Annotated in this window: 20 protein-coding genes and 1 CRISPR repeat array; of the genes, 7 read left to right on the forward strand and 13 right to left on the reverse strand. The window is 70.7% G+C overall.

The window, feature by feature from the left end; all coding sequences use genetic code 11:
* Both IH61_RS41440 and IH61_RS0126855 read right to left on the reverse strand, forming a co-directional pair.
* Nucleotides 1-210 (reverse strand): arginine deiminase family protein (locus tag IH61_RS41440; RefSeq protein WP_037973410.1); only part of this gene is annotated, 210 nt, incomplete at its 3' end.
* A gap of 48 nt (nucleotides 211-258) precedes the next feature.
* Nucleotides 259-1,641, reverse strand: coding sequence for an APC family permease (locus IH61_RS0126855; protein WP_051838078.1), 1,383 nt, complete (start codon nucleotides 1,639-1,641; stop codon nucleotides 259-261).
* Nucleotides 1,642-2,088: 447 nt separating this feature from the next.
* Between IH61_RS0126855 and IH61_RS0126860 the strand changes: the two genes are divergently transcribed.
* From IH61_RS0126860 to IH61_RS0126880, 5 genes are all read left to right on the forward strand, one after another.
* A complete protein-coding gene (locus IH61_RS0126860) occupies nucleotides 2,089-2,514 on the forward strand; it encodes a hypothetical protein (protein ID WP_031074335.1) in 426 nt (141 codons plus the stop codon).
* Nucleotides 2,515-2,595: 81 nt separating this feature from the next.
* Complete coding sequence (locus tag IH61_RS41445) at nucleotides 2,596-3,579, forward strand: Acg family FMN-binding oxidoreductase (protein ID WP_324607621.1); 984 nt, start codon at nucleotides 2,596-2,598, stop codon at nucleotides 3,577-3,579.
* Nucleotides 3,580-3,713: 134 nt separating this feature from the next.
* Nucleotides 3,714-4,409, forward strand: a complete 696-nt coding sequence (locus tag IH61_RS0126870) for a response regulator (protein WP_031074336.1) — start codon at nucleotides 3,714-3,716, stop codon at nucleotides 4,407-4,409.
* Between the two features lie 342 nt (nucleotides 4,410-4,751).
* Nucleotides 4,752-5,654 carry a DUF6544 family protein gene (locus IH61_RS0126875; protein ID WP_324607622.1) on the forward strand — a complete coding sequence of 301 codons (903 nt, stop codon included), beginning with the start codon at nucleotides 4,752-4,754 and terminating at the stop codon, nucleotides 5,652-5,654.
* A 786-nt stretch (nucleotides 5,655-6,440) separates the two neighbouring features.
* The gene (locus IH61_RS0126880) at nucleotides 6,441-8,150 is read left to right on the forward strand and encodes a GAF domain-containing protein (RefSeq protein WP_031074338.1); all 1,710 of its coding nucleotides are present in this window, start codon (nucleotides 6,441-6,443) and stop codon (nucleotides 8,148-8,150) included.
* 35 nt (nucleotides 8,151-8,185) lie between these two features.
* Here IH61_RS0126880 and IH61_RS48860 read toward each other — a convergent pair whose 3' ends face one another.
* Entirely contained in the window at nucleotides 8,186-9,184 is a 999-nt protein-coding gene (locus IH61_RS48860; protein ID WP_051838080.1) for a pyridoxamine 5'-phosphate oxidase family protein, read from the reverse strand.
* Between the two features lie 357 nt (nucleotides 9,185-9,541).
* Between IH61_RS48860 and IH61_RS0126890 the strand changes: the two genes are divergently transcribed.
* Complete coding sequence (locus tag IH61_RS0126890; protein ID WP_031074340.1) at nucleotides 9,542-10,546, forward strand: phosphotransferase; 1,005 nt, start codon at nucleotides 9,542-9,544, stop codon at nucleotides 10,544-10,546.
* A 32-nt stretch (nucleotides 10,547-10,578) separates the two neighbouring features.
* Nucleotides 10,579-11,124: an HD domain-containing protein gene (locus IH61_RS0126895; protein WP_031074343.1), complete on the forward strand. Its 546-nt coding sequence runs from the start codon at nucleotides 10,579-10,581 to the stop codon at nucleotides 11,122-11,124.
* A gap of 1 nt (nucleotide 11,125) precedes the next feature.
* Here the strand turns inward: IH61_RS0126895 and IH61_RS0126900 are convergent, their stop codons facing one another.
* From IH61_RS0126900 to IH61_RS0126945, 10 genes are all read right to left on the reverse strand, one after another.
* Nucleotides 11,126-11,596, reverse strand: coding sequence for an NUDIX domain-containing protein (locus IH61_RS0126900; RefSeq protein WP_031074345.1), 471 nt, complete (start codon nucleotides 11,594-11,596; stop codon nucleotides 11,126-11,128).
* Nucleotides 11,593-12,252 (reverse strand): XRE family transcriptional regulator, encoded by a 660-nt coding sequence (locus tag IH61_RS0126905; protein WP_199823391.1) that lies wholly within the window; start codon nucleotides 12,250-12,252, stop codon nucleotides 11,593-11,595. Before IH61_RS0126905 ends, IH61_RS0126900 begins: the two co-directional genes overlap by 4 nt.
* Before the next feature lie 1,342 nt (nucleotides 12,253-13,594).
* Nucleotides 13,595-16,155: a CRISPR direct-repeat array (repeat unit 29 nt; unit sequence GTTGCAAGCCCTCCAGGGCTGAGCACGAC).
* An 89-nt stretch (nucleotides 16,156-16,244) separates the two neighbouring features.
* On the reverse strand, nucleotides 16,245-16,508 hold the full coding sequence (gene cas2 / locus IH61_RS0126910; RefSeq protein WP_031074349.1) for a CRISPR-associated endonuclease Cas2: 264 nt from the start codon (nucleotides 16,506-16,508) through the stop codon (nucleotides 16,245-16,247).
* A gap of 6 nt (nucleotides 16,509-16,514) precedes the next feature.
* Nucleotides 16,515-17,495 carry a type I-B CRISPR-associated endonuclease Cas1b gene (gene cas1b, locus IH61_RS0126915; protein WP_031074352.1) on the reverse strand — a complete coding sequence of 327 codons (981 nt, stop codon included), beginning with the start codon at nucleotides 17,493-17,495 and terminating at the stop codon, nucleotides 16,515-16,517.
* A complete protein-coding gene (locus IH61_RS0126920; protein ID WP_037973411.1) occupies nucleotides 17,495-18,016 on the reverse strand; it encodes a CRISPR-associated protein Cas4 in 522 nt (173 codons plus the stop codon). The genes cas1b and IH61_RS0126920 overlap by 1 nt, the downstream gene beginning before the upstream one ends.
* Entirely contained in the window at nucleotides 18,013-20,403 is a 2,391-nt protein-coding gene (locus IH61_RS0126925) for a CRISPR-associated helicase/endonuclease Cas3 (protein ID WP_031074356.1), read from the reverse strand. The genes IH61_RS0126920 and IH61_RS0126925 overlap by 4 nt, the downstream gene beginning before the upstream one ends.
* Entirely contained in the window at nucleotides 20,385-21,089 is a 705-nt protein-coding gene (gene cas5, locus IH61_RS0126930) for a CRISPR-associated protein Cas5 (protein ID WP_031074358.1), read from the reverse strand. The genes IH61_RS0126925 and cas5 overlap by 19 nt, the downstream gene beginning before the upstream one ends.
* Nucleotides 21,086-22,159, reverse strand: coding sequence for a type I-B CRISPR-associated protein Cas7/Cst2/DevR (gene cas7i / locus IH61_RS0126935; protein WP_031074360.1), 1,074 nt, complete (start codon nucleotides 22,157-22,159; stop codon nucleotides 21,086-21,088). The genes cas5 and cas7i overlap by 4 nt, the downstream gene beginning before the upstream one ends.
* The gene (locus IH61_RS0126940) at nucleotides 22,160-23,593 is read right to left on the reverse strand and encodes a hypothetical protein (protein WP_063763277.1); all 1,434 of its coding nucleotides are present in this window, start codon (nucleotides 23,591-23,593) and stop codon (nucleotides 22,160-22,162) included.
* Nucleotides 23,581-24,198 carry a CRISPR-associated endoribonuclease Cas6 gene (locus IH61_RS0126945; protein ID WP_234327343.1) on the reverse strand — a complete coding sequence of 206 codons (618 nt, stop codon included), beginning with the start codon at nucleotides 24,196-24,198 and terminating at the stop codon, nucleotides 23,581-23,583. Before IH61_RS0126945 ends, IH61_RS0126940 begins: the two co-directional genes overlap by 13 nt.
* Between the last annotated feature and the right edge of the window lie 211 nt (nucleotides 24,199-24,409).

Below are 24,409 nucleotides of genomic sequence, written 5' to 3' on the forward strand. Positions count from 1 at the left end.
GCCGGCGTAGTGGTGGACGCGCACGCCGTGGTCACGCAGGACCTGGGCGAAGGCGTCGTGCTCCTCGCGGGCGCGCTTGGCCCACAGGATGTCGTCGAAAAGGAGCTCGTCGACGTTGCGCGGGGTCAGCCGGGACAGTTCCAGGCCGGGGCGGTGCAGGATCACCTGGCGCAGGCGGCCGGTCTCGGACTCGACGCGAAGGGTGGACATGATCGGTGCTCCTTCTCTTCAGTGCTGGTGGGCTGGTGGGCGTCCGCTTCAGTGCTGGTGCCGTGGCGTCAGCCGGCGGCGCTGGTCGGCGTGCGGGCGCTTCAGCCAGATGTAGACCGGGATGCCGAGCAGGATGGTGAAGAGGCCGTAGTAGACGGTCTGGTAGCCGCTGCCCTGGATCGACCAGTACGAGAAGGCGAGCGCGAGAACGGTGACGGTGACGTCTCGGGCGAAGCGCCGCCGCTCCAGTTCCTCCCGGCCGCGCACCGCCAGCCAGTACAGGTGGGCGGCGGCCGAGACCAGGTAGGGGATGACGGCGGTGAGCACGCTCAGCAGCACGATCTCGGTGAAGACCTTGGTGAACCGGGTGTAGCTGATCACGGTGAGCGCCGAGGCGAGGACGGTGGCGGAGACGATGCCGAAGGCGGGCACCTCGCTGCGGCCGCGGACCTTGGTGAACGCCTGCGGGAAGAGCCCGTCGCGGCCGGCAGCCATCGGCATCTCCGCGCAGATCAGGGTCCAGCCGTTGAGCGCGCCGAGCCCGGAGACGATCGCCGCGGCGGCGACCAGATTGCCGGCCCAGTGGCCGCCCGCGATGTTGTTCATGGCGTCGGTGAACGGCGCGGTGGAGTTGCCCAGTTGGGTGTGCGGGACGGTGCCGAACACGGCTAGCGTGCCGAGCAGGTAGATCGCGGCGCAGGCCAGCGTGCCGTACACGGTCGCCCGCGGCACGTTGCGCTTCGGCTCGCGCACCCGCCCGGCGGCAACGGAGGCGGTTTCCAGGCCGATGTAGCTGAACAGGGCGATTGCCCCGGCTGCCGAGATTGCACCGAGGGCCGAGCCGCCGCCGGCATTGAAGGCGCCGAAGTTGCCGGACTTGATGAACAGCAGACCGGCCGTGGCCATGAACGCCAGTGGCAGGAACTTCAGCACCGTGGTGACCACCTGGAACGCGCCGATGTTGCGCATTCCGGTGAGGTTGACGGCGGCCGGCAGCCACAGCCCGGCCAGCGCAATAGCGATCGAACCCCAGGTGTGGTGGCCCTTGTTGACAAACACCTCGACGTAACCCACCCAGGCCACCACGATGGCCGCATTGCCGGCCCAGGCGGTTATCCAGTACGACCAGGCGGTCAGGAACCCGGCGAACTCGCCGAACGCCTCACGGGCGTAGACGTACGGGCCGCCACTGCCCGGCACCCGCTCCGACAGCCGCCCGAAGACCACCGCGAGCGCCAACGCCCCGATCGTCACCAGGAGGAACGCCACCAGCGCGATCGGCCCGTACGGGGCGAGCGCGGAGGGCAGCGCGAACACCCCGGTACCGATGATGCTGCCGACGACCAGGGCGGTCGCGGCCGGCAGCCCGAACGTCTTGTTCCGCTGCGTGGGCGATGCGGCTGCCGGTCTTCCGTGGTCGGGCGCGGACATGAGCTGACTCCTTATGCGGTGGGCGGGAAGGCGGACGAGGCACTCGAAGGCTCGCTGTCCGCCGGTAGAGATCCTCCGGGCGGCGAGCCGGCGCGCCCCAGGGACCGTCGGTCCCTCGTCCTGCCGCCACGGGTCCCGACTGCAACAGCCCGAGGGTCCCGGGTCCCGCACGTGCTGGCGCGGGGTTCGGAGCACAACAGCCGGTCGGGACGACTGACCGTCGCCTGCTGATTCGTCAGGGCGCAGGCGTCGTAGGGGCACGCGCCACCCGCGTGGGTGGGCCGATCAGGGACCTGTGGCCTTCGGTGCGGCCCGTCGGTCCCTGTGCTGCCGTACCCAGGGCCGCGAGAGTAGCGGCGCAGCCCCGATGGCGGTTGCTCCGCGCCCCGGAACCCAAGGCGATCTCGCCCCATCGACCAGCAGGCCACCCCGAAGGAGTTCACGGACATGCCCAGTACTTCCCGCCCTGCGCGGTCCGCCCGTCCCATCCCGCCGTGGCGCGGCCACCTGCGCCGGGCCCTCGGCGAGGAGATCAACGAGCTGGCCCGGCCCCTGGACCGAGCCCGCAGCCGGGCCCTGCTCCTCGCCGTGCTCGGCATCGCCCTGGCCGGCCTGCTGGGCGCCGGCGCCGCATTCGCCTACCTCACCGCCGCGCCGACCAGTGCGGCGCACGTCACCGGCGACGCGGTCTGCGTCGGCCTGCTCACCCTGGTCGGCCTGTCCGTCCTCGTCGCCGCCGGCCTCGGTCGGCGGCTGGACACCCTTGACCGGCGAGCGGACCAGGCATGGCAACACTCCTGGGCACGACTCGAACCCGACTGGTCCGGTCGCGCCTCCCGCAAGCCCCGCACCGACGACACCCAGCGCGGCTGAACAACCGTCATCGGACACAGCGACCGGACCATCTCAGCCTTCGGGAAGGACGACAGCACCCCATGCCGAAACAGCCCCTCGATGACGCGACCGCGCACGCCCTCGTCGCCGCGGCGACCGCCGCGCCCTCCATCCACAACACCCAGCCCTGGCGGTTCCGCCTTCGACGCACCCGCCCGCACCATCCACGTACACGCCGCCTCCCGGTACGCCCTGCGGGCCACCGACCCCGACGCCCGGGCATTACACGTCTCGGTCGGCGCCGCGCTCTGCAACCTCGCCGCGGCCGCCGTCCACCTGGGACGGGAACCCGTCGTCCGGCTGCTGCCCCGCCCCGAGGTCCCCGACCTGCTCGCCACCGTCCGCCTCGCCGGGCGGCCCCGCGCCGCCCTGCTGCGCCGGCCCGACCTCTACCGGGCAATCTGGCGCCGCCGCAGCAGCCGCCTCCCGTTCAGCCCCGAGCCGGTTCCCGGCACCGTCCTCGCCGAGCTCACCGCGGCCGCCCGCCTCGACGGCGCGGACCTTCGCCGACCGGACCGGCACGAACGCACCCGACTGCTCGATCTCACCGCCGAAGCAGAACGCCGCAGCACCACCGACCCGGAACGCCGGGCCGAAACCCTGGCCTGCATCACCGACCCCAAGGACACCAGGGGCCTGCCCGCCTACGCCATCGGGCCCCAGGACACGGCCGGGCAGCTGCCGATGCGCGCCTTCGCCGGACAACAGGACGGCCTCGTCCGGCAACGGGCCGCCTTCGAGCCCGACCCCCAGCTCCTCCTGCTCACCACCGGCCACGACCGCCGCGCGGACTGGCTGCGCGCCGGACAGGCGCTCCAGCACGCCCTCCTCCTGCTCACCCTCCATGGCCTGCGCGCCTCCATGCTGCACCAGGCCCTGGAATGGCCCGACCTGCGCCCCCGGATGGCCGTAACCTCCCCGGACCGCTGCGCTCCCCAGATGCTCCTGCGCATCGGCTACGGCCCGGCCGGCTACCCCACCCCACGCCACCACGCCGCCGCCCTGTTCGGACAGCACGACCTGCAGGCGGCCATCGCAGCGTGACCCACACCCCGCGCTGCGCCGACCAGGGGGAAGTAGGGCCATCCGGCCCTACCGGCTGATCGACAGCCGCGGCACACTGCCGTGTGGATTCATCCGCCCCGCCCTGGCAGCGGGCAGAGGCAAACGGAGAAGGCATGGCGGAGAACGTGGCAGGTCAGGCGAACACCCCGGTCAAGGTATTCCTCCTCGACGACCACGAGGTCGTCCGCCGGGGCGTGCAGGACCTCCTGGACGCCGAACCCGACCTGACCGTGATCGGCGAGGCGGGCACCGTCGAGCAGGCCCTGGCCCGGGTGCCTGCGCTGCGCCCCGACGTCGCCGTCCTGGACATGCGTCTGCCCGACGGCGACGGCGTCACGGTCTGCCGGGAGCTGCGCTCACGCATGCCGGAGCTGGCCTGCCTGATCCTCACCTCGTTCGACGACGAGGAGGCCCTGCTGGACTCCATCGTGGCCGGGGCCGCCGGGTACGTCCTGAAGCAGATCAGCGGTACCGACCTGGTCTCCGCCGTCCGCACGGTCGCCTCCGGCCAGTCCATGCTCGACCCCGGCGCCACCGCGCGGCTGATGGCCCGCCTGCGCGGCGAATCCACCCAGCGGACCCCCGACTTCCCCCAACTCACCGACCGCGAGCGGGAGATCCTCGCCCTGATCGGCGAAGGGCTGACCAATCGTCAGATCGGCCAGCGCCTCTACCTCGCCGAGAAGACCGTCAAGAACCACATCTCCCGCCTGCTGGCCAAGCTCGGCGTCGAGCGCCGCGTCCAAGCCGCCGTCATCGCCAGTCAGACCTTGGCCGCCCACACCACCACAGGCCGCCCGGCCTCGTGACCCCGCCTTCGGCTCCGACCGGGGCGAGAGGGACCTGAACCTCCAGCACAGGGTGCGGACACCGCCGGCCTATGGTTCGGCGACGGGCGGCTCGCGCACCGAGGAGGCCCAGTGGGCTGTCGGCCTCGTGCGCATCGGGCCGTTGGCCGGGCGCATCGGTGCCGTTCGGCCCTGGAAGCACCCCCTCACGGCGGCCAGACTCAGAGTCGGCGACCCGGTTGGCGGGTCCGGAGGCCAGGAGGCAGAAGTGCCCGGATCCGTTCGGCATCGACCGTCGTCCGCGACGGGAACGGCCCCGCCGGAGCGTGGTCACGGACCCACCGGCGGGCAACGGGCGGTGCGATGGCTGGGCGGCGCCGTATTGGCCGGACACGGCCTTGTCCATCTCTTGGGCGTGGCTGTGCTGTGGCGGCTCGCCGGCACACTCGTCATGCGCCACGACACAGAGGTGAGGTTCCCGTGAGCCGGGCAGCGGCCGTCGGGCGCCCTCCACGCACGCTCACCGGTCGGGCGCGCCGGGAATGGGCGTCCCTTGCCGTCCCCACCCCACGGTCCGCGGTGTTCGATCCGGCCATGGTGGTGCACCTTCCTCCGCCGGTGCGGCGCTGGCTGGTGCACGCCATCGCCCCCGGGACCGCGCTGCTGCGCTCGGTCGAGTTGGCCATGCACGGCGAGATCCGCCTGGGCGCTTGGCGGAGGTTTGAGGCCGCTCAGATCCTCACCCCGCCGCAGGGGTTCCTCTGGGCGGCGACCGCGCATCTGACCGCCTTGCCGGTCAGCGGGTTCGACCGGTACAGCAACGGGACCGGCGAGATGCGCTGGCGGCTGCTCGGCGCGTTCCCGGTCATGTCCGGCGCCGGAGCCGACATCACCCGCAGCGCCGCCGGTCGTCTGGCGGGCGAGTTCGTTTTCGTGCCGACTGCGGCCCTGGGGCCGGCGATCGTCTGGGAGCCGATCGACGACCGGCGGGCCGTCGCCCGGGTCCCGGTCGGGGAGCGTGAGGTCCATGTGACGGTGGAGGTCGCGGCTTCGGGGGCGTTGGAGTCGGTCACGCTGTGCCGATGGGGTGATCCGGACCGCAGCGGCTACCGCGAGCACGTCTTCGGCGCCGGCTTCCAGGACGAGGCCGTCTTCGGCGGCTTCACGATCCCACGCACCGCGAGCGCCGGATGGTGGTACGGCACCGAGCGCTGGTCGGAGGGCGAGTTTTTCAGGTTCACCATCGACCGCGCTGTGTACCGCTGAGGAGGAGTCGGTCGGCGGCGACCGCAGCGGGAAACGCGAAGACCGTCAACGGGGCGAACTCGATCGCCGGCGCCTGGACAGCCATCGCCCGTCAGCCCCTCGGTGCCGGCCGGCCGTCTTCAGGTTGAACAGCGCCGAGCCGGAGATGTGCAGGGATCGGCCGTCCGGATCGGCAACGGGCACGGTGCGTGTGGGGTCGGCGAAGACCAGCAGGCTCCTGCGGTCTGGGCCGGGGCGGAAGCGCCAGGGCTGGCTGTTGTGTCAGCGCCGTCCGGGAGCGAGCGGGCCGAGGTGGCTGAAGCGGCTGGCCCGGCGCTGGACGCGGTGCTCGTGGCCGCGCCGGCGGCCTCGATGTCCAGGGCGCCGGCAGCCTGCACGGACATGCCGACCGGCGCAGCCACAGCCTGCCGGTCTGCGGAGCTGTCCGGCAGCGGGCGGGCGAGAGGTTCGCGGGTTCGGGTCAACGTCCCGGTCCTGCCGTTTCGTTGTGGGCGTGGCGGACGATGAGGACGGGGCAGCGGGCATGCTGCACACGGTGCCGGCGGACCGATCCGAGCAGGGGCACCTCGGACTCCATGTCCAGCTCCTCCGCTCGTCACCCATCGCTCACACGATGACCGGCCCGGCACCGGGCAGCACAGGGCCGGCAAGCTCCCGAAGCGGGGACCTTCGGGCCTGTCGGCGGGATCGATCCGAGCACGGGTGGGCTGCCGCCGCCTGCGCCCGGCCGCTACTGTGAACCCGAGGCCCTGCTGAGACGGGTCACGCACGTCGAGGAGGACACCCGTGGGCGGGGACAAGGCCGCATCGCCACAGCTGCGTCTGGACGAGCTGCTGGACGAACTCCAGTCCCGCATCGACGCCGCGCGCGGCACCCGTGACCGGGTCCACAACCTGCTGGAGGCGGTACTCTCCGTCGGCCGCGAGCTCGACCTCACCCAGGCGCTGCGTCGGATCGTCGAGGCGGCCGCCGTCCTGGTGGACGCCCGATACGCGGCACTCGGCGTGATCGGACCGGACGGGCAGAGCCTGTCACAGTTCCACACGGTCGGGATGTCGGAGGAGGAGATCGCGGAGATCGGCCCTTACCCCACGGGCAAGGGCATCCTCGGTGAACTGATCCGGCATCCGGAGCCGCTGCAACTGGCCGAGCTGTCCGCACACGCCTCGTCCTACGGTTTTCCAGCGAACCATCCGGTGATGCACACCTTCCTCGGGGTCCCGGTGCGGATCCGTGGCGAGGTGTTCGGCAATCTCTACCTCGCGGAGAAGCACGGCGGCGCTCAGTTCGACTCCGACGACGAGACGGTGATCACCACCCTGGCGGTCGCGGCGGGCGTGGCCATCGACAACGCCCGGTTGTACGAGGAGTCGCAGCGTCAGCAGCGCTGGCTGCGCGCCAGCGCGGAGATCACCCGGGGCCTGCTGTCCGGCAGCCCGCGTGGAGAGGTACTGGAGCTGATCGCCCAGCGCGCCCGGGAGATCACCGGGGCGGAGCTCGCCGACGTGTCCGTGCCGCTGCCCGGAACGGGCCGGCTGACGGTCGAACTCGCCGTCGGCTCGGACGCCACCGGAAGGCTGGGGCTGACGGTCCCGGCCGAGGGCACCCTGTCCGGCGCGGCGTACACCAGCGGGGCACCGGCGACCAGTACCGACCTTCACACGGACCCCCGGTTCGCTGCCGGGCCGCGACGCTTCGACGGCTTGGGCCCGGCGGTCGCGGTCCCGCTCGGCGCCGCCGACGGCCAGGTCCAGGGCGTCCTGCTTCTCGCGCGGCCGTCCGGGCAGCCCGCGTTCACCACGGAGGAGATCGGGCCGCTGCTCGGTTTCGCCGACCAGGCGGCGCTGGCCCTGGAGCTGGCCGCGCGCCGCAGCGACGCCGAGCAGCTGGCGCTGCTGGAGGACCGCGACCGCATCGCGCGTGACCTGCACGACCTCGCGATCCAGCGACTGTTCGCCACCGGGATGACTCTCCAGAGCGCCGCCCGTTTCATCGAGCACCCGGGCGCGGCGGACAGGGTGGTACGCGCAGTGGGCGATCTGGACGAGACCATCAAGATCATCAGGTCGACGATCTTCGGCCTGCGCGCCCGTGACCAGGACGCCACCCACAGCCTTCGCGCTCAAGCCGCCCTGGTCGTCGGGGAAGCGCAGGAGGCGCTCGGCTTCGCACCTCAGCTCAGCATGGAGGGGTTGCTCGACACCGATGTGTCCGCCGAGTTGGCCGAACAGGTGATGGCCGTGCTCCGGGAGGCGCTGAGCAATGCCGCTCGGCATTCCCGCGCCGACCGGGTGGAGGTCGTCCTGCGGGCCACCGGGACGGACGTCGTCCTCGTGGTGGCCGACAACGGCGTCGGCATCCCTGCCGACGGCCGCCGCAGCGGGCTGAGCAACCTCGCCGAGCGGGCGGGCAAGGTGGGCGGCACGTTCGAACTGCAGACGCCGGAGGAAACCGGGACCCGGCTGGTCTGGAAGGCGCCGCTGGCGCAGACGTAAGCAGCCGTACGGCGCCGGCAGCAGTCGCCGCCGGGTCATAGTTCCCCGGCCGGGGCCACCGGTGCCAACCGTCGGCCCGTCACCAGCTCCGGCCGCAGGCGCACGGTGCCCGCTCCCGGCGTCGCAGTGGCGTGTCCGAGCACGGTGACGCTCCAGCCGCCGCCGTCCGCCTCGCTGACCTCGCTCGCCTCGAAGGCCACCACCGCCCGGTCCAGGGCCCGTCCGAGGCCGACCGTGACCGGCACCCACAGCAGCAGGGAACCGTCGTCCTCGAGGCGGAAGCGGACCGGCAGCACGGCGGGCAGCGCGCCGACCGTGTACACCAGGCGCCCCACCTGCCGTCCTGACAGCAGCGCCAGCCACTGCCGGTCGCTGACCGCTTCACGTTCGCGTTCCATGCCCCCGATACTCACCCCGCAGCCGCGACCGCAGCGAGGGCCGGACGTCCCCTTCTCCCCGACCGGCCGGCCCCATTGCGCGCCGTCACCGGGTCCGCCATGGCAGGGTCGCGACGATCCTGCCTGCCGAACAACCTGCGGACCAGGGCCGAACGGCCCGGTTCCGTTTCTGCCATCGGGACCCCGCGGCCCCGTGACGGGAGACTGGGCCCAGGCGCAGAAGCGTTGACGCACGTCAAGCTGGTGACGGGCACGGGTAACCGCGACGTAGACGAGCCGCGCCTCGTCCGACTTCATGGGCAGCTGGCGCCCCTCGTCGGTCACCGGCGGAGGCGAGAACCCCTCGCCGACGCGTACGGTGCCCCACTCACGGCCCTTCTCCTTGTGCACGGTGGACACCGTGACCCTGGCGTCGCCCTCCGGGCTCAGCTGCGCCACGGCCTTGAGGACCACCTGCGGCCCGTAGTCGTCGACCAGTTTGACGATCGCCTTCAGGTCCTGGCCGGCCTTGTCCTGCTCGACGTACTCCTGTACCTCACCCCAGGACTTGAACAGAAACAGCTCGGGGTGACTGGTTCGGCGTCCCGCCTGGAGTTCGAGGGCGGCGTTCGCGATCCGCTCCGGCGCCGTCGCCACCGCCGGCCAGCGCAACCGGCACCCCGTCCTTCAGGAAGCCCAGGACCTCCTGCATCGCGTCCGCGTTGCCCCGGCACAGCACCGCATCAGGCTCGCCCACCAGCCCGATCCGCGAATCGACTGATCCGAATCCGGTCAGGCGCAGGTCCAACCCGCATGCCGGAGCCACCGGTTGGCCTCCTCCGCGACCCGGGGCCGAGGCTTCACACACCGACGTTGGACTCCCTCCTCGCATGCGCGCAGGCATCACCTAAAATCGGCCGCTTGTGCGGTGATGCGCCCGAGGAACCGATCCTTCGCCCTCCTCCGGCAGGGTGCGACCGCGCAGCCGAAACGTGGGGGAGGCAGGTCGTGGACATGGCGCGCAGAGTTGTCACGTGTGAGCATCTGGAAGGGGTCGCGCGCGCGGCTCTGGGGGCCGGACATCGCCTCACCGGCGTGTCACGGCTCCGAGGCGGCAGCAAGAAGGGCGTGTACCGCCTCATCTTTGACGATGACACCAGCGCGATCGTCTACATCTGGGACGACGCCGAGAACTACTGGCCCGCCACGCATGCCGGTGACGCCGAGGATCACGCGAACCCGTTCTCACACGCCTCCGGCATCGATCTGTTCCAGGCCGCCAACACCCGCCTGGATGCCCTCGGGATCCGCACACCCCGAATTCTTCTGGCCGACCGGAGCCGGAGCCGCTACCCGGCGGACACCGCCGTCGTCGAGGACGTGCCCGGCGAGAACCTCGAGGCACTGCTCCGCCGCGACCCGCACCGCGCGGAGGCGACCTTGGCGCTGCTGGCCGAGGCACTCGACGTCATGCGGCGGCACACAGGACCGGGCTTCGGCAAGGTCGCCCTGATCGACGATGGCGGCACCTCCCGGGGCCGATCGTGTGAGCAGGTCGTCCTCGACCGCGCGCTCGACGACCTCGCTGAGGCCGCCTCGCGCGACGCCCGGATCGGGCGTGTCCGCGAGCGCCTGGAGCAGGAGGTTCGCGGGCTGGCCGCCTCCGTGTGTCCGCGCTCGGAGTACGGGCTCATCCATGGGGAGCTCGGGCCCGACCACGTGCTGGTGGACCGGCTCGGGCAGCCGGTCCTCATCGACATCGAGGGCCTCATGTTCTTCGACGTCGAATGGGAGCATGCGTTCCTACGAATCCGCTTCGGCGAGCACTACCGGTGGCTGAACAGCGGTCGCCTCGATGAACAGCGTCTGGCCTTCTACATGCTGGCGATGCGACTGTCGCTCGTCGCCGGACCGCTGCGGCTGCTGGATGGAGACTTCCCCGACCGTGAAGCGATGATGGGGATCGCCGAGTACAACCTCCAGCAGGCGCTTGCCTTCCTGCCCTCGGACGACCGCTGAACACCTTGGAATCGATCATCTAGCCTGAGGCGATGCATCTGAGCCTCGCGTACCGGACTGCCGAATCACTGCTCGCGGAAATTCCCTCACGGTGGTCGCACTCCCGACGAGTCCTCGAGCAGGCCCGGCTTCTCGCGCCGGTGCTCGGGGCGGACGGCGAGCTGGTTGCCGTCGCCGCGATCCTGCACGATGTCGGCTACGCCGCCTCAGTGGTCGACACCGGGCAGCACATGATCGACGGTGCCCGGTACCTGAGGCATTCGGGCGTCGATCCGACGGTCTGCTCGCTCGTCGCCTACCACTCCTCCTCGGAATGGGAGGCCGCCGAACTGGGCTTGTCGGCCGAGCTTTCGGCCTTCCGCCGGCCACCGTCCGAGCTACTGGACGCGATCACCTACTGCGATCTCACCAGCGGCCCTGACGGCACCGTGGTCGACCCCGTCTCCAGGCTCGACGAGGTACTCCGGCGATACGGCGCGGATCACGTTGTGCATCGCGCCGTGTCAGCAGCCAGGCCGGCCTTGCTGGCCATGGTCGACCGCGTGGCGAAGCGGCTCACCGAGACCGGCCGTTCCTGACTCAGCCGAGGTGAGGGGCCGTCTCGGTCCGGAAGCCGTGGCCGAGGCGGAGCCTGGTCGTCGGGGCGATGTCCAGCGCTACCAGTTCCTCGCGAGGCACCCAACGGACCTCGAAGGACTCGGAGCTGGCACCCAGGTCGCCGCCGACCGGCTTCGCCCGGAAACAAAGGGAGAACTCCTGCCGGACCTCCCCGTCCGAGAACTCGATCACGTGGCCCGGATCGCTGTAGGTGCCGACGAGACCGGTGACCTCGACCTCGATGCCCGTCTCCTCCCGCACTTCGCGTACGACGGCGCCCGGAAGGTTCTCACCGATCTCGAGAACTCCGCCCGGCATCCCCCACCGACCGTTGTCGGAGCGCCGCTCAAGGAGCAGCTCTCCGCGGTCGTTCACCACGAAGGCGGTGACGGCGGGTACGATCCGCTGGGCCTTTGGGGCGCCTGGGTCGTCGAAGTAGTCGGTACGGCTCACAATGCCTGCCTCGGTAGGGGAACAGCACTCGCCCAGACCTTGTCGAAGCTGTGCTGGTAGGTCAAGACCAGCTGGGCGCCGACGACTCGCCTCAGGTGCAGCACCGGGGTCAGCGGGGCGCTCACCCCGTAGATCTGGGTGTTGACGAGCATCTCGTCGTCGAACCTGTACAGGGAGTTGTGAAGCGTGGAACGGTGAGATCGGAACTCGATGCCGGGCGTACCGTAGAGCGGCCGGTAGAGCTTCATGACCTCGCGTACCTTGTACGCGACGCCCTCGCCGATCTCCTCCTCCTCGCCACGGCGCGCGATCTCGGGGCTGTCCGGGTCGCCGAGCAGCACGCGGACACGGACTCCCGACCGCGCCCGTTCAGTGAGCGTCCGATGCCACCGCGGGTTCTCGGCGAGATGCACGCCGGCGTGAACGAGGACGCCGATCTCGGTCGTGGCCCGCTCGGCGAACTGCAGCCACAACTCCGGTGGTACGGAGGACCGGTGCGGGTAGAGGTGGACGATCTCCGCATCAGCCTCGTCGACGCGCTGGGTCTCCGACTTCGCGTCCGGCCAGAGATAGTCCTCGTCGATCTGCAGGCGGACAAAGATGATCTTGATCAGGGGTGCATTTGGAGACTGAGAGCAGGTATCCGGCCGTCCCACAGAAGGTCGGCATGGACGATGAGTGCTCTCGTGTGTTCGCACGTGCAGCAGGGTGTACTCATCCTCATGCTGACCTCATGCTGACTTTCCTGACTGACCGTCAGGTCGCTATCGCCCCGGCGGCCTCATCGCTGGCTCCACGGTCCATCCGGTTGGGGGGAACCACTTCATCCGACAGGCCCGCCCTCCAGGGCTGAGCACGACCCGGGTGGAGCTGCTGGTCCTTGCCGTACGCGCGGCGTTGCAAACCCTCCAGGGCTGAGCACGACCCGCGTGGGGCACCTGGCCGTGCAGGAACTGGGCGGGTTGCAAGCCCTCCAGGGCTGAGCACGACCGGTGATGGCCGCGAGGACGGCGGGCAGTTCGGTGGGTTGCAAGCCCTCCGGGGCTGAGCACGACGTGACGGCGAGTGGGCCGGCCACGAGACCACGTTGCAAGCCCTCCAGGGCTGAGCACGACGTCATGAAGTCCCGCCGAACGACCACCGTTCGGGAGATGTTGCAAGCCCTCCAGGGCTGAGCACGACCTGCTGACCTCGCCCGGCGCGTAGGTGGCTGGCGTGTTGCAAGCCCTTCAGGGCTGAGCACGGCGGTGAGGTTGGCGACGTTCTCGACGCCTTCCTCGGGTTGCCAGCCCTCCAAGACTGAGCACGGCTCGCCCCGGCACCGGCCGCCTCCTCGTGATCGTGACGTTGCCAGCCCTCCAGGGCTGAGCACCACGGCCGCGCTGCGCATCCAGGACGAGGTACTCGACATGTTCCAAGCCCTCCGGGGCTGAGCACGACGGAATCGCAGGTCACCGCCACCGAACTGCTCATCCGGTTGCAAGCCCTCCGGGGGTGAGCGCGACCGACGTCGTGCGCACCGCAAAGGTCCCCGCCGGCATGTTGCAGGCCCTCCAAGGCCGAGCACGACGCCAAGGCCAACGGCGTGCAGGCCCTGCAGGACATCGGGTTGCAAGCCCTCCAGGGCTGACCGAGGTGCCCACCAACGCGTTCCAGTCGGCGTTCCTATTACAAGCCCTCCAGGGCTCAGCCCGTCTGGAGGTGCCCGGTACGGACGAGGCGGACTGGTCGCCGTTGCAAGCGCTCCGAGGCTGAGATCGTCCACCCGCGCCGCGCGCGAGCACATCGAGCCGATGCTGTTGCAAGCCCTCCAGGGCTGATCGCGATCCCGCGCAGGTGTCGATCACGAGCGTGTCCGAGGCCGGTTGCAGGCCCTCCAGGGCTGAGCACGACCCGCGTTCCGGGTGACCCGCTCGCCGGTGCCAGCCGGTTGCAAGCCCTCCCTCCAGGGCTGAGCACGACCCGGATCGTCGCGGCTGAGTTGACGGAGGCGCCGGCGTTGCAAGCCCTCCAGGGCTGAGCACGACGTCGGGCAGGACGCCTTCCTCGTCCGGCAGGGACAGGTTGCAAGCCCTCCAGGGCTTTGCACCACTCTCGAGTCCGCGCCCCGCCCGCCTCGCGCACAGCAGCATGTTGCAAGCCCTCCAGGGCTGAGCACGACGTCAGGGGGCCTACGGCCGTCCGGGAGAAGCGCAGGTTGCTAGCCCTCCAGGGCTGAGCACGGCCCGGCGCGAGGCTCCACTGCCCGTGCCGGTGGTCGCGTTGCAAGCCCTCCAGGGCTGAGCACGGCTGGGGATGCGCGGGCCTTCCTTGCGCCACCACTCCGGTTGCAAGCCCCCCAGGGCTGAGCACGGCGAGCAGGGGAGCGGGCATGGACGGGCACGGCACCAAGTTGCAAGCCCTCCAGGGCTGAGCACGGCCGCCCAGAGCGCGATCGACCGGTCCGACATAGCCACGTTACAAGCCCTCCAGGGCTGAGCACGGCGGGCCGGGACGCGGATCTCCCCCGGCAGACGCCTCGTTGCAAGCCCTCCAGGGCTGAGCACGGCGTTCGCCCCGGGTGACCTGGTCCACGTGCGGCGCACGTTGCAAGCCCTCCAGGGCTGAGCACGGCCTTCGTCTTCCCCGGCAGCGAATACCTCAGCGCCCTGTTGCAAGCCCTCCAGGGCTGAGCACGGCTCGCGCGTCATTACCGGTTGCGCTGGCGGCCGACGTTGCAAGCCCTCCAGGGCTGAGCACGGCCTCCCGAGCACACATGCGGCACCCCGCCGTGGACGGTTGCAAGCCCTCCAGGGCTGAGCACGGCCCGGCTGGTGGTCCCGCAGGTCCACTCCGGTCTCCTGTTGCAAGCCCTCCAGGGCTGAGCACGGCTCGGCTTCGCGGCCGGATGGTGAACCCACCTCGTCGGTTGCAAGCCCTCCAGGGCTGAGCACGACGTCAGGGAGCCTACGGCCGTCCGGGAGAAGCGCAGGTTGCTAGCCCTCCAGGGCTGAGCACGGCCTCGCCGTGGGTGCCGCACGTGTGCGGGGCGTACAGCAAGTTGGAAGCCCTCCAGGGCTGAGCACAACACGAGGCCAGGCTGCTCAACGCCGCGCTCGCCCAGGGTTGCGAGCCCTCCAGGGCTGGGCACGACCGTCTAGGAGGCGCGGCTGCTGCGCCGGCACGGCATGTTGCAAGCCCTCCAAGGCTGAGCACGACCCTGTTCGCTCCCGGCTCGACCACCGTCCTCGACTAGTTGCAAGCCCTCCAGGGCTGAGCACGACCGGCGCGGGAATCCCCGTCCTGGCCATGGAGCACGTGTTGCAAGCCCTCCAGGGCTGAGCACGACGTGGTCGACGGCGGGCGGGGTGTCGCGCTTGCGCTTGTTGCAAGCCCTCCAGGGCTGAGCACGACGTGTCGCCCGGCCGCGCGTACGCCAGCAGAGCGCGTTGCAGGCCCTCCAGGGCTGAGCACGACCGCGCCAGGCCGGCGCGCTGAACCCCGCGCTCGTCTGTTGCAAGCCCTCCAGGGCTGAGCACGACCGGTGGATGTTGCGGCCGGCACGGGCGGAGTCCGCGTTGCAAGCCCTCCAGGGCTGAGCACGACTCCGGCCCGTCCACCACGGACCGTCCCGGTCACCGGGTTGCAAGCCCTCCAGGGCTGAGCACGACTGGTCAGAGTGCACCACCAAGCTCTGGGAAATGCGTTGCAAGCCCTCCAGGGCTGAGCACGACCGGAGGAGCACCTCGCACGGATCGGCTGCTCGTGCGCGTTGCAAGCCCTCCAGGGCTGAGCACGACGCGGGCAGCCGTCGGTCTACCGCTGCCAGGGCCACCGTTGCAAGCCCTCCAGGGCTGAGCACTACCGGCCACCCCGCGCTGAACATCGTCCAGGGCGGCACGTTGCAAGCCCTCCAGGGCTGAGCACGACCTCGTGCAGATCCTCTCCTGCCCGGTCTGCCTGGCGTTGCAAGCCCTCCAGGGCTGAGCACGACGGGGTGCCGCCGTTGTATCCAGGTACACCTCTCCCCGTTGCAAGCCCTCCAGGGCTGAGCACGACTGGCCAGGCGGAGCAGGTCCGTGCGGACGTCGCGCTGTTGCAAGCCCTCCAGGGCTGAGCACGACGCAACAACGTCAACCAGATCGCCAAGGCCCTGAACAGGTTGCAAGCCCTCCAGGGCTGAGCACGACGCTCGCCGCCATCCCGGCCGGCACCGTCGTGGACGTGTTGCAAGCCCTCCAGGGCTGAGCACGACGAGGTCCCAGATGAGCAACCGCCACATGTCCGCCAGGTTGCAAGCCCTCCAGGGCTGAGCACGACGCTGCTCATCACGGCCGCCCGGGCCCACGGCGCCAGCGTTGCAAGCCCTCCAGGGCTGAGCACGACAAGTCCCCGCCCAGCGGGTCCAGTTCGGCGAACAGGTTGCAAGCCCTCCAGGGCTGAGCACGACCCGGCGCGGCGCGGCGGGCCGGGCCCGCGCGATCCGGTTGCAAGCCCTCCAGGGCTGAGCACGACGGCCGACCAGGACCTCCATCGCCCGCCCGGAGGTGGGTTGCAAGCCCTCCAGGGCTGAGCACGACCCGAGGGTAAAGTCCGAGGTCAGAGTACCTGCGAGCGCCACTGCGGGTCGCGGCCATGCAGCGACCTGCGAGTACTGCAGCGGTGCTGGTCACAGGATGTCGCCCGGGCCGCCGAGGGTGGTGCCGATGGTCGTGGCGGCGATCATGTCCGGGGATCGGGCGGTGTACGTCACGATGCTGTCGTAGGTGGGGTCGATCACGGTGTTGAGGGTGTGGGTGAGGGCGCGGTACTGGGCGGCGGTGAGTTCGCCCTGGAAGACGCTGCGCTGGGTCCAGTGGAGGTATTTGCGGCAGGTCTTCAGGACTTTCGGGTTGCGTTCGGCGGCGGTGTCGTAGACCAGGATGACGAACATGGGCGGCTACCACCAGGGCCGGAAGGGCTTGTACGGGGTGTTCTCCAGGCACAGGCGGACGAGTTTGAGGGCTTCGAGGTGGATGATCTCCTCGTAGCTGACCTTTCGCTTGAGCCCTCGGTGGTACACCGTCGTCGCGAGTTCCTCGCGGACGAGGGCGGCGATCTTCTTACGGCCTTCCGTACTGAGCGCGGCGCGGCCGACCTCCGTCTCGAAGTCGCTGGGCTTGAGCTGCTTCTGGCTCGCGGCCCGCCTCAGCAGTCGTTCGGCGAAGAGCGGTTTGAAGGGTTCGGCGAGGTCGAGGGCCAGGGTGTTGCGGCGGCGGTCGGTGTCGGCGTGGAGGAAGCCGATGGCGGGGTGGAGGGGGGTGCTGCGCAGGGCGGTGAGGACACGGGCGTAGACGAGGGCGTTGAGGTAGCTGATGAAGGCGTTGCCGGCGTTGGTGGGCGGGCGGCGGCTGCGGCCGTTGAGGCGGAGCCAGGCGGGGAGGCGGGTGTCGAGGACGGCCCAGGCGGTGCGGCGGAAGTTGCCTTCCTGTCCCATGAGTTCGTCGGTGTCCTGGCAGTTGGGCAGGGCGGCGCGCAGGGTGGCGAGTGCCGGGTCGAGGAGGTCGGTCTCCAGGACCCAGCTCAAGTTCTCGGCGGTCGCGAGGAGGAGCGCACGGGCGATCGGAAGGCGTTGTTCGGGGTCGCCGGTGATCTCGACCTGTCGGCGGATGATGGTGGCGGAGGACATGGTTTCGGCGGGTGCGAAGTGTCCGGCGTGGTTGCCGTAGTGGTCGAGGACGTGGAGGGTGACGCCGTGGCGGCTGAGGAGGGACATGACGAAGGTGTTGAGGTCGACGTGGTCGAAGGTGACGAGGTCGCGGATGTCGGTGATGGGGATGTGGACGGGGCTGGCGTCGGTGCGTTCGATGCGGATGCTGTTGTCCTGGCGGCGGATGCGGCAGGGTTCGGTGAGCCAGTAGGTGCGGCCGGCGGCGGGCATCAGGTTCCCCAGCAGTAGTCGAGGTAGGAGCAGCCGCGGCAGGCGGCGCGGGGTTGGCGGTCGGGTGGTGCGGTGGCGGCGATGACGGCGCGGGCTTCGTCCTCGGCGGTCTCGGCCGCCTCGCGTGCCTCGTCGTTCCAGGGGACGTCGGTGGTGCGGCGGATGAGGGGGTAGTGGACGGTGCCGCCGCGCACGCTGACGCCTCGGCGTTCGAGGAGGAGGCAGTAGTGGCGGACCTGGGCGTCGTGGGCGGGCGAGGGGGTGCGGGAGGACTTGGTCTCGTGGACGACGGCGCCGGTGGTGACCCAGTCGATGCGGGCTTCGCCGAGGTCGACGTCGCGGCGGCGGGTGAAGGTGGTGTCGCTGACGACTTCTCCGAAGGCGACGAGGTCGCTGCCGGCCTCGGGCCGGTAGCCGCGTGTGTAGAGCCAGAGTTGGCGTGGGCAGTGGTGGAGGTATTTGATGTGGACGCCGCCGAGGCCCTGGGCGTCGTGGACGGGGTCGGAGGGGATGGGTTTCACAGGATGGTCTCCGGCTCGACGGGTGGGCGAAGGCCGAGGACGGGGTCGTACTGGCCGTCGATGAGGTGGATTCCGAGCGCCCGGTCGAAGGTGGCGTTGTAGGTCTTCAGCTGCCCGTAGCGAAGCGGGATGAGCAGCCCTGCGGCGAGCAGCGGGTCCGCATTCTTGCCGACCGCGAGCTGTCGGTACTCGTCGATGTCGCTGCGGAGGAGGACTTCGACCGTGTCGAAGCGCTCGCCGAGGTTCCTGGCGTGTTCGGTGCGGTCGTGGAAGGGGTCGGTGAAGGTGAGGAACTCCTCGCTGAACCCGTCGCGGGCCAGCCGTGCTCGTTCCGCCCACTTGTGACCCCACTCGGTGTCGTAGGCAAGGGCCAGGAGGCGGTCCACGTCCTCCTCACTCAGCGTGTCGCGCCCCTCCCCCACCACGGTGGTCAGCGCCGACCAGGCAGCGTCCACGGCGCCTTGGTCGTAGGGGCGGTGGCTCGCGGTGCGGTGGACGCGGAACTCCACCGGCCCGTCCGGGTGCAGGCCGCGGCGGTTGACACGCCCGGCTCGCTGGGCGACGGCCTCGATGGGTGCGTTCTCCACCGCGCCCCGATCGAAGTCGAGCTGCAACGAAACTTCGACCGCCTGCGTGGCAATGACAATTCCACCCCGACGCCGCTGCTCGTCGGGGCGGCGTTCAGGGTGGCGTTGCAGCAGGCGTTCCTCGATCGCGTCGCGGTCCTTGTTCTTGAAGCGGGAGTGGAGCAGGAGCGCTGCGTCCGCGTCGTCGGGGCGCGTCTGCCGGGCGTGCTCGTTGAGGGCGGTGAAGAGTTCCTGAGCAGTGGCGACGGTGTTGACGACGACGAGGACGCTGTGGCCTTCGCTGAGCCAGTCCTCCAGGCGGGCGATGCTGTCGGGGTCGGTCAGGGGGAGGTCGTCGATGACCAGGCGGTGCCGCACCGGCGCTGTTCCGGGTGCTGCCCGGTGGCAGGTGACGGGTTGGTGGAGGCTCTCGTCGACGAGGGCGAGCAGGGGCGGGGCGAGGGTGGCTGACAGGACGGCGATCCTGCTGCCGAGTTGTTCCCACAGGCGCATCGCGGCGCAGAGTCGGCCGAAGGTCTCCGGGTCGTAGGCGTGGAGTTCGTCCAGGACGAAGAGGGAGTTGGCCTGTTCGAGGAGGACGGAGGAGTGGGTGGGTCCGGCGATGGCGGCGGCCAGGAGCTGGTGGGGGGTCGCGACGCGCAGGCGCTGGGTGAACAGGCGCATGGCGTTGGCTCGTGCGCGGGCCTTGCGGGCGTCGTCCTTGGTGGGGGAACAGCAGTCGTCTTCCAGTGCCTGGGCGAGGAGGGTGCGGGCGAGGGCGCCGTGGAGGAGGCCGATGTCGGGCTGGTTCTCGCCGGCGGCCGGGTGGAGGGTCTCCTGGAAGCGGCGTCTGGCGGCGTTCAGCGAGGCCCGGTAGGGCAGGGTCCACACGAGCCGCGGCAGGCCCGGCATTGTCGCCAACTGCCTTGCTGCCCAGGCGAGTCCGGCCTCGGTCTTGCCGCTCCCGGTGGGTGCGACGAGGACAAGGTGCCCCACGGTCGCGCCGGCGTCGTGCTGGTGCGGGTGCGGGGTGTACGGGAGCCGGGCGAGGTAGTCGACCGGCAGTGGCATGTGGGTCTGGAGGTCGACGTGGGCCGAGCCGGCGTGGTCGGCCAGGGTGAGCGCGCCCTGTCCCAGGGCGACGAGCAGTCCCTGGTGGGCCTTCACCGGGAGTTGCCAGGCTGCGAGGACCTCCTGGAGGAGCACCCGGGCCCTCTCCGCGAGCACGGGATCGTTGGGGCCGGGCGGGGTCGGCTCGGTGCCGAGGAATCCGGCCAGCCAGGCCAGGAATTCCTGGTGCAGGCCGCGCGGGACCTGCGGCAGCCGCCCGCCGGGGAGGTGGCCAAAGGCTCCCTCCCAGCGGGTCTGTTCGTTGTACTGCCGGGCGAGTGCGGGTTTGCCGCCCCCGAGGGAGGACTCGGAGTGGAGCGGCCGGTGGTGGGCGGCGACGAGGGTGGCGATGAGCAGGCGTTCCTCTCCGCTCCATCCGGCCGCCGGGGCGAGGAGATCGACGTAGGCGAGGGAGAGCACTTCGTGCCGTTCACCCCAGGGCGTTCCTCCGGGTTCGAGCTGCCGTTGGAACATCTCTGCGATTTTGCCGGCGTCGTGCAGCAGGGCGGCTGCGCGAACGTGGGTCCAGAACAGCGGTTCGGTCGCGATGATGCCGGCGGCTCCGATTCGCGCTTCCAGCTTGGCGACCGTGTCGTGCACGGTGCGAAGGTGGGCGGTGAGGCGTTCCGGGTCGTCGCGGGGCAGGGATTTCGCCCGCAGGTCGGTGAGGGCGCGCCGTCGTGGCGGGGTGTTCAGGGGGTCAGGAGCCATACGGCTTGGGTGTCCTCGCTGCCGGTGGGTGCTTCGTGGTAAGCGCCTCGGACGGGAACCGGTCCGGCGGGGTCGTCGCACCACAGGTACTGCGACCAGCTGGTGGTGAGGCGGTCGGTGGAGACGGTGTCGGCGAGGCGATGGGTGTGGGCGGAGGGCACGTCGTGGCTGCCAGCGGGGGCGAGCGCGTGGCCGACGACGGCCGTGCGGGCCGGCTGGAGGACGACGGGTGCGAGCTCCGTGAGGTGGACGAGGTCCTGGGAGCGGCCCAGGCGCAGGCCGTGGCGGGGCCGGCGCAGCGCCCGGGCGAACCGGTCGACGTCCGGTCCGGGGAGCCAGACGGTGAGGTGGACACCCGCGAGGAAGGGCCGGTCCTTGGCCGTGGTGCCGCCCTTGACGGCCCTGACCCGGCCGCCGACGGCGGGGTTGGAGCCGTTGACGGCGATCGGGTGGTAGGTCTCGGTATCGATGCCGTGGCCCTCCGACCAGGCCGCCATGCCGAAGACGAAGGGTTCGGTGTACGAGCCGGTGGCGGCGGCGAGCAGTCCGCGGACGGTGGAGGGGGGCGGCACCGGGAGGATGCGGGTGATGCCGGGGAAGAGCGGGTCCCTGAACGAGGCGACCGGGGCGTAGAACCTCGCTCGGAGAGCCGGGACGGGTTCATGCGGCGGCGGTGTCGGGCTCAACTCGGCGTCCCCTGAGGGGCCGGGTCGTCGAACCAGTCGTCGAGCTTGCCCTCGCGCAGGTCGGCCGCCAGCTGGAGCAGGACGGTGCGGGGGTGGTCGATAACGATGAGGCCCTCGGCCAGTTCGCGCGCGCACTGCTTCTCGAAGTCCTCGCGCGCCTGGTCGCGGAAGCCGGGGCGCCAGCCGATCCGTACGGGCGCCTCCCACTCCCCCGCCCATGCCTCGAGCTCCTTGGAGAGGACGTCTCCGCGCACGCGCACCCCGGTGTCGGGGTCGCTGTCGATCACGTTGCCCAGCGGGTTGACGCCGCCCTTGAAGGGGACCAGGACCATCAGTGCGGGCACCCGGTCGCCGTAGTGCAGGGCCTGCTTCGCTCCGCCGCTGAGGTGGGCGAGCGCGTCGGGCAGCAGCGCGGCGCGGCGGCGCCGTTCCTCCAGCGGCAGCCGTACGGCGGGCTGGTCGCGGAAGACCTCGGTGGTGGCGCCGAGCGCGGCGGCCTCCGCCACCTGCAGGGCCTGCTCCTGCGTGAGGTAGTTCGGCCGGCCGACCCCGTCCGCCCCCGGCAGGGTGAACGTACCGATCCTCGGCAGGTCGATCAGGAAGGGCGCGGCGAGGTCGGCCGTGTAGAACTCGTGGCCGTGCAGGACGGGTTCGGTCACCCCGCGGGACATGACGCCGAAGTCCTCGGTGGGGTGGACGGGTTCGACTGACATCAGCGTGCCGAGCATGAACGGGCTGTCGCGCAGGGTGGTCGCCTCGTCGTCCTTCTTCGCACCGGCCCGCATGTAGCCGAACAGGTCGTCGTCCGCGTAACGGACCGGATCGGCCTGCGTGTTGGCCTTCTGTGCCTTGCCCTGGGCCTTGCCCACCCGGGTGACGGGCGACGGCACCGAGCCGCGCTCGACCATCGTCTCCCGGATCCAGCGGCGCGCCGCCTGCGCGGACACGTACGGGTGCTTGCGGCCCCTGATCCGCGCGTACTTGACGCGCGACATGGTTTCTTCGCCGCGCCCGTTGTTGGGGGCGCCCGCCTGTACGGAGAGCACCATCGTCCCAGCCAGGTAAGCCATTTACGCTCGCTCCATCTCGTAGTCGTGGTGGCCGTCATACTTGTCGTCGTCACGGCCGTGTGCGAAGGCCGGCTGTTCGGCCAGCTCCTCGATCTCGCGTTCTTCTCGCGGGTCGGCTTCCTTGCCGCTGACCGCGACGCCCCGTTGCTGGAGGATGACCGACACCTGCGCGAACAGGAGCATCCGCTGCTCCCAGGCTCGCGGCCGGCGCTGGATCAGGGGCTTCCACAGTTCGGGTCCTGCCAGCGGGGTCTCGTTGCCGTCCAGTTGCAGGCGGGTGTACGCCTTGACCAGGAGCGCGCCGAGTTCGTAGTCGCTCAGCGCGGCCTTGCGGTACTCGGCCAGCAGCCCGCGCGGGCTGCTGCCCCGGGTGATCCAGTCGGCGATCAGCGTCGCCACCGGTGTCAGATCCGTTTCCATTCCGAAGACCTCCTCGGCGTAGGTGAAGGCGAGCCGGACCAGGGCCTCGCGGTCGGCGGCGTTCCAGGAGTCGTCGACATCCGCGAGGAGGCGGTGCAGCTGTCCGAGCAGCGGGCGGCTGCGCCCGTCCTCGGCCTCGAACAGCAGCCGCGCCGCCTCCCCCGCCCCGCTCCTCCCCGCGTCCGGGCGGGCCAGGGCACGGCACAGCAGGTACCAGCCGCGCCGCAGGGGCGCGTTACCGTCGACGGTGGCGAGGAAGACCGGTACGGCGCGCCGGGTGCGGGTGACGCGCAGCCAGGGATCCTGGTTGTCGTTCTTGAAGGACCACAGGGTGGTCGCGCACAGACCGTTGCCCGCGTCCCGCAGTGCGGTGAGCACGACGCGTTCGGGCCTGCTCCCGGCGGGCAGTCCGCTGAATCCGGCCTGCATCACGCGGCGGGCACGTCGTACGTTGCGGCGGGCGAACTGCCGCTCGGCGGACGGTTCTTCGCAGGAGAGAACGGTGGCCGAGCCTGCCGTCACCCAGGCGCCGTAGGGCAGCGCCCACATCGCGATCCGGCACCCCCGGCAGACCGGCCAGCCGGGAACGCCGGGGGGCAGGGTGTTCAGGGCCTTGTTGGTGTCGAACAGCGGCAGGTTGGTCTTCGCCCAGACGGTGGCCGTGGCGGTACTGCAGAAGGTGCACGGCCTCACCGGGGCGGCCTGCGGGGAGTCCCAGGCGAAGAGCTGTTCGATGTCCGGCCTGAGGACGTCTCGATCGGAGGGCCTCTTGCTGTGGGTGGCCTTGGAGTTCGGGTAGAGGGCGAACAGCACCTTCCACCAGTCGTACCGGCTGCTGTCCTTGGGCGCCGTCGCGGCCGCGAGCACGTCCGCCACCAGCACGGAGGCCACCGCATCCAGATCAGCCGGGCTCACCTGGCCCGGGGCGTCGCGCTCCGCGATGACCGCCACGGCCCAGGCCCCCGCCCGCTGCAACGGATGGCCGGTCGCGACGAGCGCGGTCACCTCACCCACCCGAACCCCTGGATCGTGTCCAGGCCCAGCCCCCAGGAACGGATCGCGTTCACGAACCGGCCATCGGCCTCCATCACGACCCGCACCCGCGCCCCGATCCTCGGCGCCCCACGCACCGCGAACCGCTGCCGCGGGCCCGCCTCCAGAACCCGCACGCCGCACGGGGCGGGCAGGCCGAGGACGTCCGCCTTGTGCGCCAGGTTGTGCTGGAGGCGGTCAAGGTAGTGCTCGTCGCCCGGCAGCAGGTTCCGGTCCTCGTGCTTGAGGACGACCGGCGTCACCGTCTCCAGCTCCACGGGACCGTCACCGGCCGGGAGCACACCGTCCATGTCCAACGCCACCCCGCGCACCCTCAACCGCACGGAGCCCCACACCAGTTCCTCGACTCCAGCCAGCGCACGCACCAGCACCGACGCGATCTCCGGAACCGGCGACCCGAACCACACCGAGCCATCCTGCGACGTGGAGTACACGCCCTTCTTGCGCGGCGCCCCCAGAAACCGCGGACCGGCCACCCCCACCGGCTTCAGCGGCTTCCCCCGCCACCCGTCGTTGTGCAACGTGTTCGCCAACGCCTCGTCCTGACTGCTCAGCAGCCGGTACACCACACCCCGCGCCGCCCCGTGCACCTCCTCCCACCGCACACGAGGCGCATCCGGCACCACATCAACCCTCACCCGCACTGCACTCTCCCGACGACTTTTCAGCAACCTGGCCACGCAGCAAGGTAGTTGGATGCAAACGATTGACGTTCCATTCCTCACAACTTGCACCGATTGCCACATGTTTGTGCTATGAGCTCCGGCAGCGCCGCCG

This window comes from Streptomyces sp. NRRL WC-3742, assembly GCF_000720635.1.
Classification (GTDB): domain Bacteria; phylum Actinomycetota; class Actinomycetes; order Streptomycetales; family Streptomycetaceae; genus Kitasatospora.